Below are 15176 nucleotides of genomic sequence, written 5' to 3'. Positions count from 1 at the left end.
TCACCCCTTAGATAATGAGTCCATCAGATCGGACAGTGTATCTGTCTCGCTGTTCTTCTCGCCGCTGTCGATGTTGTAGGCTTCGCGCTCTGCCTTGATGACTTTAATCTGAGCATCAACGCCGGCAGTGATTGAGCGGGACATGGCAGCGTGGTTGTCCTCAGTGATTTCAGCATCTTCGAGGAATATGCGGAGCTTATTGGTGATGCCGCGCCAGGCGGCCAGACCTTCACGGTGAGCGATAACAACTGCTGCAGCTTCATCAGATGCTTCTTCGATGATTTCGTCATCAGTTCGCACTTTCGACTGCGAACCAGAGGCGCGAACCTCTGCGCGAACTAACTTATCCTGCGTGGCTGTTTTGACCTTGTTGGTAAGGTCTCTTTGCCAGTTCTGCTGTGATGCTTTCTTCCTGATGGCGGTGTCACTTACGCCATGCTTTTCCGCTATTGCCCGGATGGACAACGAACCAGCCCGGTAAGCCGATTCGATGGCCTCCCAATCTGGTTTTGCCATAAATTTCTCTTTAGTTTTGGTTATGGACGATCAATATTTAGGGTCCTTTAAACTTGAAAATATGGTGTCAATATGTCCAATGAATCTCTTTTGAGTACCATGCTCGACCACGATTTTTTTCATGGGCAAGATGATAAAGTTTCAGGAATTGCCATGAGGGCTGTAGATCATGGCTTTGACACTTTGAGTGTATTGCAGCAGCGAGTTCTCAAGCCATTTATGTCACAACCTTGCGATGGTGTTACAAACCCCGGCGGCGATCATAATGGTTGTGAATCTTTGATTGATGGCGACGATCTTGAAACTGCCATCATAAATCAGAATTATTATGGCGGCCTGCTATGCGATAAATGTATAAATGAAAAAGTCGGATACATAGCGCACTGGGAAAAAATCCAGGCAGAATAGTTTTTCTCAAATGACTCAATCGCAATACTTTATCATAATTTAGGAGGTTGATTTTATTACTAGTTTTATCTGTTGTTCTTACCGGGTGCATCTATAAGCAGAGCTTAGGTGAAGAACCTGCAGGATAAATGCTTAACTGAGAGCCTCTCTGAAATGGCTCTCAGTTATTCTTCTTGCTAATCAATATCTTCATTTCCATCGAAAGTATTCAATGGAATTTCAACTCTCTGGCCTGAAGTCATCTCATGCTTTTTCAATGCCTCTTTATCTGCATCGCTGGGAACATTAAAATAGTAAGAGTAAGTCATTTCACCGCTAGAGCCATTATCCGCATGAACATCCCCCTCAAGGTCTAAGCCGAAATCTGATAGCATTTCAATTAACTCATCTTGCGTCATGATTATCTCCTTTTAAAGTAAGAATCAATGAAAACACCTATCTAAGCCATTGTAAACAAAAATATATTTGACTCATGAGTCAAGAATCTTCAAGCTTAGAATATTTAAGGGTTTTTAGGTGTGTTTTTTCTCACAAGAACCCCGACTACACATGATTTGAGATGCAGACATAAAAAAACCGCCCGGAGGCGGCTTGAGATAGTTACGCTAATGAGCTCAAAAAATTTAGTTGGCCGTGGATGACTTGAGTGGAGTCACCCTTGATATGACCTTTAAATAGATAGTTGCTTATATGATTTTCAAATCTAATTTCAATATCTAAAGGTTCATGTCCGATGAAGTTCGTGGTGTCATGTTTGTTATGAGGTGTAAATTTGATAAAGGCTTTATTTCCTTTTATCTCACCCTTATAAAGGCAGGCGTCATCACCGCCATTTATTTTATTAGCAGTGACAACAACTATACCATCCAAAGGCCCATTACTACTCGCTATGCTACTGAAAACAAGTTTATAAATTCCTTCTTTCATGCTCACCTCAAGTTTTAATGTCTTATGAAGTGAGCAGTATATCACCATATCACATGGCTTATTTTGGGAACGATAATCAATTTTCCTCAGGCAAGATCGAGCATACCCATGTTATGAGAGCCGTTGTGAAAGTGACTCTCGGGTTGGTTACTCGCTAAAGAGTAGTTTTGGCTGAGTCAGTGACAGGATTTGCTCAAATTCCATCGCAAGTATTTTCTTTTCGCGCTTCCGGCTGTTCATCAGCTTGCTTCCGATCCGCGCTTTAACTTCGGACTTAGCAACTTTCAGTGCGTGACGGTGTTGAGCCTCTTCGCCCATTTCGTTCCATCGGGTAATTTGTTCAGCCATCCAGTTGAATGCCTGAATGTACTTAATCTTAATCTGCATAGCCGCCGCACCAGTGAACCCCATCACTACCAGCATGTAGCCATCCTTGGTTAGCTTGAACATTGGCTGAGATTCGCCATTTTTATCAATAAAATCAGTCGACTCAAAATTGAGTTGGGCGAATTCTGTTGGGCACTCGTCACGAACTTGCCGTATTTTCCTCAGAACGTTGGCGTGTCTCATGCCAAAGTATTCAGCAATTTTTAGGCTCGTGGTTAGCGCTTTGCCATGAATAGCCATCACCATTTCTGAGAAGTTGGCTTCTTTGACGATAAGTGTTTGCATATCGGAATTACCTTTTAGTGATGAACCTTGTCGCACAGGAAAACGGCCCCCAGAGAGCTCCGACAGCCAGCCGGTTCCTCAAGGTGCATCCTGAAAGGTTCTGGGTTTTTAGCGCGTGCGTTGCGCCAATAAAAAAGCCCACCGGTTAAAGTGGGCTTGGGGTCGATACCCAGATTTTGGGTGTCGGGTAATCACAATCGAGGCCACCGTAATGGCCTCTGTTCTGATTACAGGAACTTATCTTTCAGAGCGACCAAATCGGCTTCGGCTTCTTCGCCGAGGACTTCCAGGCCGTGCTCAACAAATTCCACGAAAGCGTCAAACTTGGCTTTGGCCTGCTCCAGTGGTGAGCTGGTTGCAGTGCTTTCGGTTTCTGTCGCTGCGGTACCGGCATCAGTTGATACTGGCGTTTCGGTAGCTGCTGGGGTTTCAGTTGCCACCGCGGCGGCTGCTTCTGGTTGCACTACGGATTGATCTGACATTTTCTCTTTCTCTCGGTTAAAAAGGCTTTTCAGCCACTGGATAAAATTCATTTCGTGATTTCCCTGATGTAAGCCTGCAGGCCATTAATCTGGGCGGCGGCCTGATTTAACTGGCTTCGGAGGGTGTAATAATCTTGTCGAGCGTCCGGACTGAGTTCGGCGCTGGTTGCATTAGAGCGGCTGGCGGTGCCGGAGGTTTTGGACACTCCGACTGGACATACTGCTTTGATGCGCAGCCGGACAGCACCAGAGTCAACGCGGTTGCGCAGAGAACTGATTTCATCGTCTTTCGCCTTGATAGTTGTCTGGTACTGGTTGTCGATGTCAGACACAGATTTCTGCTGTTCCTGCATCGCGGTGATGGTCTTTAGTCGGGAGTCTGCCAGCACGGATTGCTGCTGTGACTTCTCTTTCCATGATTCGGCAGAGTATCGGTAGTGATCTACAAGACTTGTGAGACTCAGAGATATGCCAGCAAGGATAGTGATGACCACATACCGCCAATTCTTGAATAACCAAATCATTGAGCACCCCACATACAGACTTCACGCTCAACCTGCCGGCGGTTCATCAGACCCGTGGACTTTTCTTTGCCGATATATACCCAACGGGTGAGTGAATTACATGCCTGTGTGTAGTGGCCAGCATTGAGCTCACGCAGTAATGATGACCGGGAGAAGTTACCGACTCCCACGTTAAACACGAAACTGGTCAGAGCCGCCTCCTGCATTTCGTCCATCGGAACTTTTACCAGACGGGTGACCGACCGATTAGCTGTGGCGATATCAGAAGACAGGAAGGCATTGCACTGAGAATCTGTGTAGGTGCGTCCGGGGATGACGTCGGGACCGGTGTGTCCTTTGCAGACAGTCCAGACTCCGCCGCCGTCCCGGTACGGGGTGTGCTCTATACCCTCCTGGCTACTAACCAGAACCGAGGCAATGGCAATAACACCTCCACCGGCGGCCGCAATCAGCTTCTTCCTGAGTGAAAGTGATATGGCCATGGTCAGTCTTCCTGTGGCGGGGTAATAATTCCCCTTTGTAGTGCGGACTCATACGATCTGGTCTGGCGGAGCTTGAAATACATATTGGTGAGGCAAGTAACGATACCGATGATGAAGCCACCGATAACCGCAATGGTGTTCCAGTTCAGGTGTTGTAACCATTGCAAAATACCGCCTCCACATATCAGCCCACCCGAGACGCAATAGCTGGCCGCCGAAGCAACTTTGTCGGGCATGTTTGTGATCTTCATAGGTTCACCTCCGTGATTACGGAACGGTGTTGTGTGTAGGGGATTCACCCGCTGCCGTTAACGCTTCAGTTCAGAGAGGATATTTAACGGGTCGTCGATTGGCAGAGGGTGAAATTCGGGCATAAAAAAGGCCCTGCCGTAGCAGAGCCTGGATTGAATTTATTGTGCCGTAGAAACGAAAAAGGGCCCGCAATCAGCGAGCCCTTCGAATTTGACTGGATGGAAAGCATAAAATCCCACCATTGGTGTCAAATTTACCCAATTTCCGCCATTTAGTCAACTGCAATCGTTTGGGGTTTGCTAACTTCGTCAAAAGAGGTCGTTACCAGTCGTAACATGCTATTGGCATGACTCTCCGATTTATCCAGTTCCGATATCAGTGACTCATAATAACGCTTCACCTCATAGCGCCACTGCTTATCAGTAATATTGGATTTTATGGCCTTGTAAGCTGATACGGCAGGCAGTCGGGTGTAACCCTCCCCGGAACACCGATTACATTCCTTTTCAGTGAATACCCCGCTCTCCTCTGTCTTTTCCCGATCACATGCGCGACCGGTTCCGTGACAGTCTTTGCATCGGGCCCCGGGCGTTGCCGCAGAACGTGACCATGAAGCAAAGGCGAAAGTTGCGAGTGTTTGCACCACTTTTCCCTTAACCTTGGTTTCAAGTTTGCGTAAGGCGGCCACCTTATCGCAGTGCTTTAATCCGTGTTGTGTCAGTAACTGAATTGCCTTCCGCTTGTCGCTCTCACTCAGATCCATTTTGCCGCTGAAAGCTGTGAATCCGAGTGCAGAGCGACTCTGTACCATCCCGAACGCTCCCATAACATCAGTACCGGTTAATGCCTCTGATGCGGTTGCCCGTGGGGAGTCGGTGAATTGCGGGGATTTGGGGCTGTGAAATTTAACGGCGTTTTCGAGGTTCATTGCTGCTCCCGCTGTTTAATCAGCTCTCTGGTTTGCTTCCTGTAACGCGCTCTGAGCGATTCCAGTTCTTCTCTGGTGTATCGGTGTGGCTCGTTGTTGTTTTCGAGCGCCTCGACGCGCTCAGGCCCGATTTTGGCTATCAGGTTGAGACGGTACGGCCCGATATTTCCGGAGTGATGGGTATTACAAGATGAACATTGGCTATGGCAGTTATCCTCGTTGAATCTGAGTTGACTGGCCTTTGCTGTAGTCCGGAAGTGCCCGGCGTGATAGCTGACCGCCGACCGGCTGCCGCAACTGATACATACCTCCCCGTCCCGAGCCCGAATGAAGTCGTTAAAAGCCCGCTGAGTCATGTTCACCCAGTGGCTTAATGGCTTCAGGTCTGCTTTTCGTTCCCGGTGCGCTTTCCGATCGGCAATAGCCTGCCGCTCAGCTTGTTTCGCTGATTGGCGCTTGCTGTATTGGATTGCGCAGGAGGTTGAGCAGACGACTTGAGTGGTGGTGCGGGGAAAGTATTTCGATTTACAGTGGCGGCAAGTTTTCGGTTTCGGCTTCTTCTGCCTGACCATCATCACCTCCCAGGTCATAAAAATTCGGGCTCTTTGCGCTGTACAGTTCGTCGCAGGAGTCACAGAGCTTCCCATCAGTAGAAGGGAATCCGCAGGCTGTGCAGGGTGTTTCTGTTGTCATATGCGCCTTATCCTCATGCAGTCATATTTCCGTTTACGCAATAGCCGGACGGCATCATAGGTTTGGACCTCTGAGGCTATCGGTATCGGCTTGGGTTTATTGCGGGAAAGTTTTGTGGGGCGGAATATCAGGTTATCGATGGCTAGTTGTGTCGGGCTACGCTTCATCACCACCTCTCACATATTCAGGCCAGTGCTTGAGTAATACCCTTTTCGGCACTGTGAGGCTTAATTTCATCTCCTGTGCTTTACGTACAACAGAGTTCTCTGTGCGTTTGAGTGACTTGCAGATAACCGGTATCGGCACCTTGCCGGCCACTCGCACGATGTAGTCGAGTTCGTCCTGATTGTAATGCTTCCAAGTTCTCATTAAGCCGCCCTCTCCATCAGTCGCTTGCCGAAGTTAATAAGCTGATCCCGATCCACCGTTTTGAACTGGCATGAACCCGTCGGCCACGGGTGCCAGATAATCAGCAGCGACCCCTTGTTATTGCCACCGACCGGCTTTCCGGTTTGCGAGGAGATAAACGCCAGACGGCCACCGGTTATCAGCCGGACTTCGCTGGCTGTTTTCACCGCCTCCTTGAACCAGCCCACGGATATATCCGCCGGAAGAAGCATCACGCACCCGACGTGATTCAGTTCTTTTTCCTTCCCCGCTTTTTCGACAAACGGAAGCGGTGCGCTGTAGGGTGGGTTTAGCCAGGCATAGCCATTCTCAACATAATCACCCCACTCCGTCTGGAGCGTGTCCTGCTCAGCGGTGATGTACTTCCGGCAAAGCGCGTTGTGCGCGCTGGCTGCAGCATCAAGCTGGAACTGAAACTCTGCATTGAGTGCGCGGAATACCTCCGGAGGGGTCTGCCAGCTATCCTTGTGCTCTGCTGACGTGTTGGATTTATCAGTCATTCTGTTTCCTCAGAAAAAGGCATACAGCCTGTTTAATATGTTCGGGTCTTTGGTACCCGCAAATACGTGTTTAATGGCGGCGTTAATCAGTGCGCTATACACCCTCTCGAAACGCTCCTGCTCCATGCTGGCGAACGCCAGGCTTTCCGCTTCTGTCCGGACGTCACCGTTTAACCGGACTGTCTGGACATAGAAGCCGGCCAGTATCGTCAGGTCTTTACGGAAACGGTCAAACTGGCTGTGTTCGTCCATATGCTCCAGGCCGGCACGATTGGCGCACCAGTGCTGGAAGCAAAAGCCAAAAAAGGCCATTACCTTGCGGTGAAAGGACGGGTTACGGGTCAGTTTGATTTCGGCTGTGTAGGTTTCGCCGGTTTTGAAGCGCTGGAGTCGTTCGAGGTCAATGTCGTTAGCTGGAGAAAATACGCCGCCCGGATGTTTCACCAGGTCGAATTTCAATGCCTCCCCCTTCAATACTTCCTAACAATTTACGAAATTTATTTGAATTTAAATAATTGCCAAGGATGGCGAAATTGGTAAAAAAAGTACTTCCTCCCCAAAAAAAGAAACAAGATAAAATGAAAAAACAAATTCAAGATTTACATAGGGTGTCGAAAGTGTGGGCGACATTTCGAGACGAAAGTGAACTGGGAATTGTATTGATAAGCACCTCACTAATAGAGACAGCTTTGACAGAAGTTCTAAGAGCCTGCATGGTCAATGATGCTGAGATAACCTCTATAAAAGGTGGGAAAATGTATGCTCGTGTAGATCTTGCATATGGTTTTGGATTGATATCAAAGGAAGAGAAAGAATGTATTTTATTAATCAATCAGATAAGGAATAATTTTGCACATTCATGGACTGAGGCAACCTTTGATAACAATGAAATTTTTTTGAAAATCCAAAAAATTCCTTGTCGTAATTTTTCTCCTGAAGATATGGCCATTTACCATGAGTTCAGTGCAAAAGAAAAATTTATGCAGCAAGCCATGATGATAATCATGGATCTTTTGAGTCGCGAAGTTGTTGCACATGAAAGCAAGCTAAGACCCATTCAACATATGCAATCAAGTTGGTCAAAGACCATTACCCCCTCCGCGCCCAAAAGAAAATGGTTTTTACCATAACTAATTTATTTTGAAAAATGCACAATCTCATTGAAATTAATAGATTAATCGCCCAGGGAATCAATCAGGCTCTCAATCAAAGCCGACATTTCACCAGCCATCAGGCAGAAATCAGCATCAAACCGTGCGGACACATCTGCACGGTCAATATCGTCGTTCTGTTCAACCAGGATATCTGCTGGCTTGATGCGTTTCAGTTGCAGGCTATTAGTGAGCGTGAACTGCATGCGCTCCTGCCAGTCAATGCCTACGCTGGTAACGCGCTTACCGGCTTCGATATGAGTAGAGACTTCATCACTGACCAGCTCCTGTTTTTTGCAGCGAACTGTTCCGCCATCTTCCAGCACCGCTTTCAGCTCGACTTCGTCCAGCAGTGACATTCCCGCCGGGGTCTGGCCGTCACGTACCCATTCGGTCATCGTCAGTTCGACAGGTGTGTCCATCGTCAGCGGGATTACCGGCAGAGAGCCGAGTGATTTACGCAGGAGGGCCAGACAATCTTCGGCCCGCTTCGCGCTGGCGGCATCGACCACTATCAGCTGTGCTTTGGTATCAATCCAGATACGTTCCTGCGTGTAGCGGCTGAATGCCCGGGGCAGCAGAGAGTGAAGCACTTCATCTTTCAGGCTGTCTTTCTCGGTCTTTTTCAGCTTGCGCTGCTGTTCGTTTTCCAGCTTGGCGATCTTCTCTTCCAGGGCCTGTTTGATAACCGGTGCCGGGAGAATTTTTTCTTCACGCTGAACGGTCAGCAGAACGTGGTCACCGGCGATATGGGCCAGTTGGTCGCTGAATGCTTCGCCCATCGGCGGAACCCATCCGGTCTTTGCCATTTCCTGTGAGCCGCACGGCGTGAACCGGCAGGCGGCCAGCATCTTCTCCATGTCATCCAGGCTAATGACGTCACGGGTCATACGGTAAATTGCCGCATTCTTGAAAAATTTCATCGGGTTTTCCTTCGGATTAGTTGTGGCGGGACTGCTTCATCATCTGCCGGATGTTGGCGATGTGGGATTTTGCTGTTTCTGTGGTTGACGGTATGTGCAACTGCGGGATTTGCTTCCGGGGTTCGGGGATATCCTCTCCGGAAGTGATCCGGTCAGCCATGGATTTGAGCTGCTTACCGCACCGCTGACGAAGTTCTGATTCCGTCAGGTTCCCGGCCTGCATCTGGCTGTACAGGGCGGTGATCATCCAGTAGTCAGCGTTGTTGTCCCAGGGGTAGTTTTCCGGGCACTCGTAGAATCCCCGCTCCCCGCAGTATTTCATCACCCGGCGGTACAGCTCGTCAGCGTCCGGCAACCCTGCGGCATGACAGGCACCGGCCTTGCACTGTTCGATGAACTGGCCCGGGGATGGCATGAACGGCGTATCTTTCGCTCTGGCCCACCGCATACCGGCCGCCAGTTGCTCACGGGTGGTGATCCCGTTTTCAGCGAATGCAGCAATCCACTGTTTTTTCGCGGCTGATTCGTCTGCCTGAGTACGCAGGTTTGTCGCTGCGGCCGCCGGGAATACCTGCCGGAACTGCCGGAATAGCGCATCGACCAGTTGCTCAGCCTCGCTGTTAACCACGTTCTGTGTTGGCTTATCAGGATAGTTACCTGCGATCTGCGATAACGTACCGGCGTCACGGTTGGCGACTGCCTGGAGTAATCGACTCATATAAATTCCTCCCATGATTCAGGGCTGTTCCAGTGGGGTACGTCCTGCTGGATGGCAGCCTGAGCGCTAACCTGTTGTTTGCTGCACTTAATCGCCAGTTGGTCCCACTTTTCCCTGAGCTTTCCAGGGCAAAGGACGTTGCCTTGCCAGAAGCTGTCCTGACAGGCCCACTTGAACAACTGGCAGATTTCTTTGTGGGTTCGGTTGTCCTGCTCACGCATCAGCCGAATGTCGTTAGCCCAGGTGGCATAGTTTGGCCTCTTTGCCGATGGTGATATTTTCTGCACCTTGCCAAAAAGCCATTCAGCAGCTCGAAGGTCTTCGTCCGATCCCCACTTCCTGCCACTCTGGATTGCAGCCCCTGGACGGAGAGCAGGAAGATTTTTATCGGGCTTGTCAGAGGATTCGTCAGAATTCTCGGACGTAAGGTTTTTATTATTGTTATTACATTGTTGTTCATGGTGCGCGGGGTAGTGCGCGGCACTATGCGCGGCACCACCCTCTGAAGCGTTGGTATTACTGGGTTTGTTGGGAGCGGAGTAGTGCGCGATGTTATGCGCGGGTAAATCGGCCATTTTTTGGTTATATTCTGAGTAATTCAGGATGGTGATCACCGTCCCTTTTCGGTGCTCAGAATGGATAGTAATCATCCCTTCTTTTTCGAATACGGTGAGCATTCTTTTCACTGCATGACGACTTGTTGGATCCCCCTCCCTGTTGCAGAGATTAGCCCCTAAATCGTCCAGTGTTGTGACCAGTTGTCCGGTATTAAGCTGCCAGTCATGACCTCTGAAATTTACCTTCCGTGGCTCTTTCTGTGCAGCAAACAATAGGTCCTGCCACAGCGTTCTGAGATAAACGTCCTTCCTCCATGACTGCTTTAAAATACTCCGGTACATCGGCACAAAACCTGACTTCTGGTTTTCCATCCGATTGCTCCTGAGATTGCGAGCGGAGTTAAAATCATAAAGGGCTGCGGTTGCCATAGCTGCCCTCCTTACTGTTTACATATCCAGTTATGCCTGGCATAATTCCTCCTGTGAATTGGTCCAAAAATTCGCTATCAGGCCTCAAAGAATTCGCCGTTCTTTGGGGCCCTTTCATTTGTGAGCAATACCCGTAGACGCTGGGCCAGATCGTTAATCTGTTCGTCATCCACTCCCCACTCCAGCACCGCCAGTAGCAGTGACATCTTCGGAATGAAATTAGCCTTCCAGCGCGACACCTGAGACTTATCGACGCCAACAGCTTTCGCTACGTTGGTCAGCCCGACTAATGCGATTTTGTTCAATAACTTGCTCTCAATTGCGCGAGCGTTGTTGCGTGTGGTTGTTACTTCCATTTGATTAAATCCTTGTGTGTGTAGTTGAGTGATCAGCAGGTGCTGTCACGTTAAAGTGTTTTTTTGTGCACCATTGACAGTCATCCACTGACCACGCCGGGCACCCGACCATATCCCGGGCCGTTCGGTACTTAAAGTACACATTTAATGCGTGACTATGCTGCTTTACCGATGCGTTTAATCAGTGATGGTGAGAACTTGCCACCTGATGCTCGGGAGATTCGTTTCGCGTAATCAGTTTCATCAGTAAACTCAGTGCGCGGTAACCCCCCTTTCTCCAGCCATTTATAGATGGCTTTCGGAGTCAGGCCACAAACTTCAGCCACAACTGAAACACGAACGGTCTTAATGACGTCTCCAAACGTAAGTTCGTTCATGCGTTTCTCCTGTGATGAACCTTGGGTACATTTTATGACGGAACTGAAAGTACAGTCAATAGATAATATATTTGAACTCATGGTTCAGGAAAAAGAGCGTGTAAGATTCTCGCAAAGGCTTGCGCTGGCCTGTGATAAAGCGGGTTTAGCAGTTCATGGAAGGCAGGCTGAAATAGCCAGCAGGCTCAAGCTCACCCCTAAGGCAGTGAGCAAATGGTTCAACGGGGAGTCTATACCCCGGCGAGAACCCATGGAGCGGCTGGCCAAGTTCCTAGGTACCACGTCTGCTTATCTCAATGGTTATATTGCAGAGGATGGCATTGCATCTGATCACCTAAACGTCCCGGAAGATACCTATAGGGTTGACGTTCTGGATGTTCAGGCCAGCGCAGGATCTGGCACTTATATGACACATGACTTCATAGAGAAAATCAGAGCAATTGAGTACACGACTGAACAAGCTAGGAGCCTATTCAACGGTCGCTCTCAGGATGTCGTAAAGGTTATCACAGTTCGCGGCGATAGCATGGAGGGGACAATAAACCCTGGCGATGAAATCTTTGTGGATATATCCGTGAACAACTTTGACGGTGATGGCGTCTATGTCTTCACCTATGGCCGCACTATGCACGTAAAGCGCTTACAGATGCAAAAGGATAAGCTGGCTGTAATCTCAGACAATGATCGCTATGAAAACTGGCATATCGATGCAGAAGAAGAAGCCAACTTGCACGTTTTGGCTAAAGTTCTACTGCGTCAGTCGGTCGACTACAAACGATTTGGTTAGAAGAACCCCATAAAGTTAAATTGGAACTGTAACGGCGATCTTAATGAGTTGTGATCTTAGTCATATAGAAGTGGAACAATTTCAGGAAGGTGTCTTTCTGGAATTAGCCAAAAAAATTACCTTAAGGCTTCCTGAGAACTCTTTGCGCTTAACTCCGCCTAATCCTCTCATAAATGAAGAGTTTAGAGCTTTAAAGCAACAAGGGCTTTTGATGTGGGATGCATCTGAAAAATTCTTCATAAGGTGCGATCTTGCTGAAAGTCACCCAATAAAACTGATTGTTTATTATCGGAAGCAGCCAATAGGTTATGCGATGGGGGGCTATAATACAGCTACGAACACCGTTGAAATCTCTTGGCTTGAAAAGCGGCGTGATGCTCACAGAGACTTGGACCGTCAATTTCTACCAATAGTATTAGAATCATTCACTGGTTATGCACTTGCATTGAGACTGAGGGGGATCACTCCTACATCCATTGCATTGACAAATCCACTACAAAACAGAATAAGTTACTATTCTAAATCAGGTTTTTCGTTCAAAACGGATTATCACAAGGGTATGCCAGCAATGATTTTACCCCTAGCCAGTTAAGAATTTTGAGCTTGTCTCACAATTTTTACTGTGAGATTATACTAAACCTTCTATTAGAAGTGACTTACAAAATACGGTTGCTGGGCTTGCATGCCCAGTGATACAGCGGGATTTTATCTCGACTTAGAGGTACTGTTATGAATATGAAAAGCGAAGAGTACTTTGCTACCTTGGCCCAAGGTGTAGTAGATGCGATGTATAGCGATGGCAAGAGTCCGCTACATGCTTTTGGAACTACTTGGGAAAAGATCAGTAAATTAGAGGGTGATAACCCTTCTATCCATCATGACAATCATGATGTCGAGCGACTACGCAAGTAATATCCATAGTAATAACCCGGCCCCCGCGCCGGGTTTTTTGTGCCCAAAATCCCCAGCCCCCCACCCTGCCTGATAGCCGATCCAGTCGTTTTAAAAATAAATCCCTTTAAAGTTCATATATTTATCCTATTTTGAACTTTCCATACTTATGAAATGTACCTTTGGTACTTTACTAGCATGAACTAATAGTACATTATAAGCCCCACAGACGAACGGCACGTCTCTAAACCATGTGTCGGGTGCTCGGCGGGTTCAGGAAGAACGGCAATGATGCACACAACCAGAGATTTCTTTCGGGTGCCAGATACCACGAAAGAGATTTATTCAGCCGGCCACCGCACCAAGAGTGACCGGGTAACATGCACCGGCCGTCAGAAGGTCAGAGGCCGGTCTATTCCTTTAGTGTGAGGTGAAGTATGCGAAGCGAAATTGTCGCGCCACTAAAAGTCGAGCTGGACGCGACATCGGCAATAAATCAGCTAAATGGCTTGATGTCTTTAATTAAGCTTGAACCCTCCCCCTTTGAAAGCATTCCGGAACATGTCCTCGACTTGTTTTTTAGCTGCATCAGTGGCTTGACTAACAACATCATCCTTGACGATTTCGCGACCACAATTGTTACAGAAAACATTAACAAAATTGTTCTCAAAGTCGAAGTCATCGGGCCTACGGATTTGATCACATCCGCAATCCGGACAGGTGACATTCAAGGTCTTAGTATCGCTCATAATGAAATTTACTCCTGAAGTTGGGGAGTAAATACATTAGCCAGTTTCTTGCTGTTGGGGAATAGCAGAAAGCGGGAGCCTGCCCCGGTAAAAACAGGTACTAATTCAATCTGGCTTCGCTACGGCGAGGCCTTTTTTACGCCCTCATATCAGCGTCCATTCACTGAGTGGGCGGTTATATGACCACATTCAGGAGAGGATTATGACGGAAACAACAGATTTAGCATTGCTGGAAATTAAGCCTGAACAGGCCCCTGCCCTTTATGCCCCAAACGGACTTGATGCCTTTCTGGAACAAATTCGCCAGTCAGTGAATGAAGTTCCTGACCTTAGCACAGCCAAAGGTCGCGCCCGGGTGGCATCACTGGCTGCTCAGGTATCCCGCAGTAAGACGGCAATTGAAAAGCCGGGTCGTGACTACCTGAAGCGACTGAAAGAGCTGCCAAAGGAAGTGGAAGCAGAATTGCGCCGGTTCGTCACTACGTGCGACGCCATCCGTGACGAAACCCGACAGCCCTTAACGGACTGGGAGGCTGAACAGGAGCGAATTAAAGAGCAGGAAGCACTGGCCGCCGCCCACGCCGAAGCGCTGGAGATGAACGAAGCATTCGATAAAGCCGCGGCTGAAAAGCTTGAGTCCGATCATGAAATCGCCTTGCTTATGAACGACAACTTCGACCGTGACCGTGCAGAAGCTGACCGCCTGGCAGAGCAGCAGCGCATTGAGCATGAGCAGCGCATCGCCCGGGAAGCTGAAGAACGCGCGAAGCGTGAGGTCGAGGAAAAGGCCAGGCGTGACCGTGAAGAATCTGAGCGCCGTGAGCGTGAGTTACAGGCCGCAGCCGAACGGGAAAAGCAGGAGCGCATTGCCGCACAGGAACGTGCAGAGCGGGAAGCCAAAGAAGCCCGTGACATGGCCGAGCTTAAAGCAAAAAGAGCTCAGGAAAAGGCTGAGCGTGAGAAGCAGGAAGCTATCGAAGCTGAACGCCGTAAAGCAGCCCTGGCAGAGCAGGCACGGATTGCCGAAGAGAAGCGAAAGGCTGATGAACTGGCCCGGCGCACAGCAAATGAAAACCACCGCAAGCGCATTGGATCTGAATCGGTCGGCGCACTGGAAAGTGTCGTTGGCCTTAGCCGTGAACAGGCTATCCGCGCATTCAAAGCCATTAAAGACGGTGAAATACCGCACCTGAACGTCAACTACTAATCACACCGGAGTATCGCTAATGACAACCAACGTCATCGGCGGCGTCATTGGCGCTGCTAAATCACTGTTTAAATCACAGCTTGACCGTATCAAGCGATTTGTTAATGAAGCGGCCCGTCCGGGCGGGGAGGCTTTTGCGTGAAGAGACTGAAATTTAACGTCGGATTTATTCGCTACTCACTGCCGGATAACGATGCTAACCGGCTTCGGATGTTACAGCTTACCAGGAGGTCGAAATG

At 48.7% G+C, this 15176-nt stretch carries 26 protein-coding genes; 8 read left to right on the top strand and 18 right to left on the bottom strand.

All coding sequences use genetic code 11. The annotated features are described in order from the left end of the window. Positions 1-516, bottom strand: coding sequence for a hypothetical protein (locus CG67_RS12390; protein WP_025903260.1), 516 nt, complete (start codon positions 514-516; stop codon positions 1-3). A gap of 72 nt (positions 517-588) precedes the next feature. On the opposite strand from CG67_RS12390, the gene CG67_RS12385 reads away from it, so the two are divergent. After that, complete coding sequence (locus CG67_RS12385; protein WP_025903259.1) at positions 589-924, top strand: hypothetical protein; 336 nt, start codon at positions 589-591, stop codon at positions 922-924. Between the two features lie 176 nt (positions 925-1100). Here the strand turns inward: CG67_RS12385 and CG67_RS12380 are convergent, their stop codons facing one another. The 12 genes from CG67_RS12380 to CG67_RS12325 form a co-directional block, all read right to left on the bottom strand. Next, on the bottom strand, positions 1101-1322 hold the full coding sequence (locus CG67_RS12380) for a hypothetical protein (RefSeq protein WP_025903258.1): 222 nt from the start codon (positions 1320-1322) through the stop codon (positions 1101-1103). A gap of 202 nt (positions 1323-1524) precedes the next feature. After that, positions 1525-1851 (bottom strand): hypothetical protein, encoded by a 327-nt coding sequence (locus CG67_RS12375; protein WP_025903257.1) that lies wholly within the window; start codon positions 1849-1851, stop codon positions 1525-1527. A gap of 147 nt (positions 1852-1998) precedes the next feature. Further along, entirely contained in the window at positions 1999-2523 is a 525-nt protein-coding gene (locus CG67_RS12370; protein ID WP_025903256.1) for a Rha family transcriptional regulator, read from the bottom strand. A gap of 227 nt (positions 2524-2750) precedes the next feature. Continuing rightward, the gene (locus tag CG67_RS12365) at positions 2751-3005 is read right to left on the bottom strand and encodes an Ig domain protein group 1 domain protein (protein ID WP_160318972.1); all 255 of its coding nucleotides are present in this window, start codon (positions 3003-3005) and stop codon (positions 2751-2753) included. Positions 3006-3052: 47 nt separating this feature from the next. Further along, positions 3053-3529, bottom strand: a complete 477-nt coding sequence (locus tag CG67_RS18125) for a lysis protein (RefSeq protein ID WP_025903254.1) — start codon at positions 3527-3529, stop codon at positions 3053-3055. Further along, complete coding sequence (locus CG67_RS12355; protein ID WP_025903253.1) at positions 3526-4005, bottom strand: lysozyme; 480 nt, start codon at positions 4003-4005, stop codon at positions 3526-3528. The genes CG67_RS18125 and CG67_RS12355 overlap by 4 nt, the downstream gene beginning before the upstream one ends. Before the next feature lie 8 nt (positions 4006-4013). Then, positions 4014-4262, bottom strand: a complete 249-nt coding sequence (locus CG67_RS12350) for a phage holin (protein WP_197709855.1) — start codon at positions 4260-4262, stop codon at positions 4014-4016. Between the two features lie 272 nt (positions 4263-4534). Further along, positions 4535-5191, bottom strand: a complete 657-nt coding sequence (locus tag CG67_RS12345) for an antitermination protein (RefSeq protein ID WP_025903252.1) — start codon at positions 5189-5191, stop codon at positions 4535-4537. Beyond that, positions 5188-5781 (bottom strand): recombination protein NinG, encoded by a 594-nt coding sequence (locus tag CG67_RS12340; RefSeq protein ID WP_235501136.1) that lies wholly within the window; start codon positions 5779-5781, stop codon positions 5188-5190. The genes CG67_RS12345 and CG67_RS12340 overlap by 4 nt, the downstream gene beginning before the upstream one ends. A 99-nt stretch (positions 5782-5880) precedes the next feature. Further along, positions 5881-6051, bottom strand: coding sequence for a NinE family protein (locus tag CG67_RS18120; protein ID WP_152975063.1), 171 nt, complete (start codon positions 6049-6051; stop codon positions 5881-5883). A 201-nt stretch (positions 6052-6252) separates the two neighbouring features. Then, complete coding sequence (locus CG67_RS12330) at positions 6253-6792, bottom strand: phage N-6-adenine-methyltransferase (RefSeq protein WP_025903249.1); 540 nt, start codon at positions 6790-6792, stop codon at positions 6253-6255. A gap of 9 nt (positions 6793-6801) precedes the next feature. Beyond that, a complete protein-coding gene (locus CG67_RS12325; protein WP_025903248.1) occupies positions 6802-7251 on the bottom strand; it encodes a DUF1367 family protein in 450 nt (149 codons plus the stop codon). Positions 7252-7325: 74 nt separating this feature from the next. Here CG67_RS12325 and CG67_RS12320 point away from each other — a divergent pair, with 74 nt between their 5' ends. Next, positions 7326-7922: a hypothetical protein gene (locus CG67_RS12320; protein WP_152975062.1), complete on the top strand. Its 597-nt coding sequence runs from the start codon at positions 7326-7328 to the stop codon at positions 7920-7922. Positions 7923-7966: 44 nt separating this feature from the next. On the opposite strand, the gene rdgC is transcribed toward CG67_RS12320, so the two are convergent. The 5 genes from rdgC to CG67_RS12295 form a co-directional block, all read right to left on the bottom strand. Continuing rightward, on the bottom strand, positions 7967-8866 hold the full coding sequence (gene rdgC, locus CG67_RS12315; RefSeq protein ID WP_025903246.1) for a recombination-associated protein RdgC: 900 nt from the start codon (positions 8864-8866) through the stop codon (positions 7967-7969). A gap of 16 nt (positions 8867-8882) precedes the next feature. Beyond that, entirely contained in the window at positions 8883-9584 is a 702-nt protein-coding gene (locus CG67_RS12310; protein ID WP_025903245.1) for a replication protein P, read from the bottom strand. Then, complete coding sequence (locus CG67_RS12305) at positions 9581-10570, bottom strand: replication protein (protein WP_074011222.1); 990 nt, start codon at positions 10568-10570, stop codon at positions 9581-9583. The genes CG67_RS12310 and CG67_RS12305 overlap by 4 nt, the downstream gene beginning before the upstream one ends. A gap of 77 nt (positions 10571-10647) precedes the next feature. Next, the gene (locus tag CG67_RS12300) at positions 10648-10926 is read right to left on the bottom strand and encodes a CII family transcriptional regulator (RefSeq protein WP_025903243.1); all 279 of its coding nucleotides are present in this window, start codon (positions 10924-10926) and stop codon (positions 10648-10650) included. 155 nt (positions 10927-11081) lie between these two features. Continuing rightward, complete coding sequence (locus tag CG67_RS12295) at positions 11082-11303, bottom strand: Cro/Cl family transcriptional regulator (RefSeq protein WP_025903242.1); 222 nt, start codon at positions 11301-11303, stop codon at positions 11082-11084. Positions 11304-11382: 79 nt separating this feature from the next. Here CG67_RS12295 and CG67_RS12290 point away from each other — a divergent pair, with 79 nt between their 5' ends. From CG67_RS12290 to CG67_RS18675, 6 genes are all read left to right on the top strand, one after another. Further along, the gene (locus CG67_RS12290) at positions 11383-12090 is read left to right on the top strand and encodes a S24 family peptidase (protein WP_084764970.1); all 708 of its coding nucleotides are present in this window, start codon (positions 11383-11385) and stop codon (positions 12088-12090) included. 43 nt (positions 12091-12133) lie between these two features. Then, positions 12134-12682, top strand: coding sequence for a hypothetical protein (locus tag CG67_RS12285; protein WP_025903240.1), 549 nt, complete (start codon positions 12134-12136; stop codon positions 12680-12682). Positions 12683-12819: 137 nt separating this feature from the next. After that, a complete protein-coding gene (locus tag CG67_RS12280; RefSeq protein WP_025903239.1) occupies positions 12820-13002 on the top strand; it encodes a hypothetical protein in 183 nt (60 codons plus the stop codon). A 416-nt stretch (positions 13003-13418) separates the two neighbouring features. Beyond that, positions 13419-13748, top strand: coding sequence for a hypothetical protein (locus tag CG67_RS12275; RefSeq protein ID WP_025903238.1), 330 nt, complete (start codon positions 13419-13421; stop codon positions 13746-13748). A 184-nt stretch (positions 13749-13932) separates the two neighbouring features. Continuing rightward, positions 13933-14937, top strand: a complete 1005-nt coding sequence (locus tag CG67_RS12270; protein WP_025903237.1) for a hypothetical protein — start codon at positions 13933-13935, stop codon at positions 14935-14937. 19 nt (positions 14938-14956) lie between these two features. Further along, positions 14957-15079: a hypothetical protein gene (locus CG67_RS18675; RefSeq protein WP_256360140.1), complete on the top strand. Its 123-nt coding sequence runs from the start codon at positions 14957-14959 to the stop codon at positions 15077-15079. The last annotated feature ends 97 nt before the right edge of the window (positions 15080-15176 follow it).

It is taken from the genome of Tatumella sp. UCD-D_suzukii, from assembly GCF_000611875.2.
Classification (GTDB): Bacteria; Pseudomonadota; Gammaproteobacteria; order Enterobacterales; family Enterobacteriaceae; genus Tatumella; species Tatumella ptyseos.
The sequence above is the reverse complement of the archived record's forward strand: the minus strand, read 5'-3'. Positions and strand labels throughout refer to the sequence as shown.

What these genes read in the sequence shown, in the direction of transcription:
- CG67_RS12390 (WP_025903260.1), bottom strand. Translation starts at nt 516, where the DNA reads ATGGCAAAACCAGATTGGGAGGCCATCGAATCGGCTTACCGGGCTGGT.
- CG67_RS12385 (WP_025903259.1), top strand. Translation starts at nt 589, where the DNA reads ATGTCCAATGAATCTCTTTTGAGTACCATGCTCGACCACGATTTTTTT.
- CG67_RS12380 (WP_025903258.1), bottom strand. Translation starts at nt 1,322, where the DNA reads ATGACGCAAGATGAGTTAATTGAAATGCTATCAGATTTCGGCTTAGAC.
- CG67_RS12375 (WP_025903257.1), bottom strand. Translation starts at nt 1,851, where the DNA reads ATGAAAGAAGGAATTTATAAACTTGTTTTCAGTAGCATAGCGAGTAGT.
- CG67_RS12370 (WP_025903256.1), bottom strand. Translation starts at nt 2,523, where the DNA reads ATGCAAACACTTATCGTCAAAGAAGCCAACTTCTCAGAAATGGTGATG.
- CG67_RS12365 (WP_160318972.1), bottom strand. Translation starts at nt 3,005, where the DNA reads ATGTCAGATCAATCCGTAGTGCAACCAGAAGCAGCCGCCGCGGTGGCA.
- CG67_RS18125 (WP_025903254.1), bottom strand. Translation starts at nt 3,529, where the DNA reads ATGATTTGGTTATTCAAGAATTGGCGGTATGTGGTCATCACTATCCTT.
- CG67_RS12350 (WP_197709855.1), bottom strand. Translation starts at nt 4,262, where the DNA reads ATGAAGATCACAAACATGCCCGACAAAGTTGCTTCGGCGGCCAGCTAT.
- CG67_RS12345 (WP_025903252.1), bottom strand. Translation starts at nt 5,191, where the DNA reads ATGAACCTCGAAAACGCCGTTAAATTTCACAGCCCCAAATCCCCGCAA.
- CG67_RS12340 (WP_235501136.1), bottom strand. Translation starts at nt 5,781, where the DNA reads ATGACCTGGGAGGTGATGATGGTCAGGCAGAAGAAGCCGAAACCGAAA.
- CG67_RS18120 (WP_152975063.1), bottom strand. Translation starts at nt 6,051, where the DNA reads ATGAAGCGTAGCCCGACACAACTAGCCATCGATAACCTGATATTCCGC.
- CG67_RS12330 (WP_025903249.1), bottom strand. Translation starts at nt 6,792, where the DNA reads ATGACTGATAAATCCAACACGTCAGCAGAGCACAAGGATAGCTGGCAG.
- rdgC (WP_025903246.1), bottom strand. Translation starts at nt 8,866, where the DNA reads ATGAAATTTTTCAAGAATGCGGCAATTTACCGTATGACCCGTGACGTC.
- CG67_RS12310 (WP_025903245.1), bottom strand. Translation starts at nt 9,584, where the DNA reads ATGAGTCGATTACTCCAGGCAGTCGCCAACCGTGACGCCGGTACGTTA.
- CG67_RS12305 (WP_074011222.1), bottom strand. Translation starts at nt 10,570, where the DNA reads ATGGCAACCGCAGCCCTTTATGATTTTAACTCCGCTCGCAATCTCAGG.
- CG67_RS12300 (WP_025903243.1), bottom strand. Translation starts at nt 10,926, where the DNA reads ATGGAAGTAACAACCACACGCAACAACGCTCGCGCAATTGAGAGCAAG.
- CG67_RS12295 (WP_025903242.1), bottom strand. Translation starts at nt 11,303, where the DNA reads ATGAACGAACTTACGTTTGGAGACGTCATTAAGACCGTTCGTGTTTCA.
- CG67_RS12290 (WP_084764970.1), top strand. Translation starts at nt 11,383, where the DNA reads ATGGTTCAGGAAAAAGAGCGTGTAAGATTCTCGCAAAGGCTTGCGCTG.
- CG67_RS12285 (WP_025903240.1), top strand. Translation starts at nt 12,134, where the DNA reads ATGAGTTGTGATCTTAGTCATATAGAAGTGGAACAATTTCAGGAAGGT.
- CG67_RS12280 (WP_025903239.1), top strand. Translation starts at nt 12,820, where the DNA reads ATGAATATGAAAAGCGAAGAGTACTTTGCTACCTTGGCCCAAGGTGTA.
- CG67_RS12275 (WP_025903238.1), top strand. Translation starts at nt 13,419, where the DNA reads ATGCGAAGCGAAATTGTCGCGCCACTAAAAGTCGAGCTGGACGCGACA.
- CG67_RS12270 (WP_025903237.1), top strand. Translation starts at nt 13,933, where the DNA reads ATGACGGAAACAACAGATTTAGCATTGCTGGAAATTAAGCCTGAACAG.
- CG67_RS18675 (WP_256360140.1), top strand. Translation starts at nt 14,957, where the DNA reads ATGACAACCAACGTCATCGGCGGCGTCATTGGCGCTGCTAAATCACTG.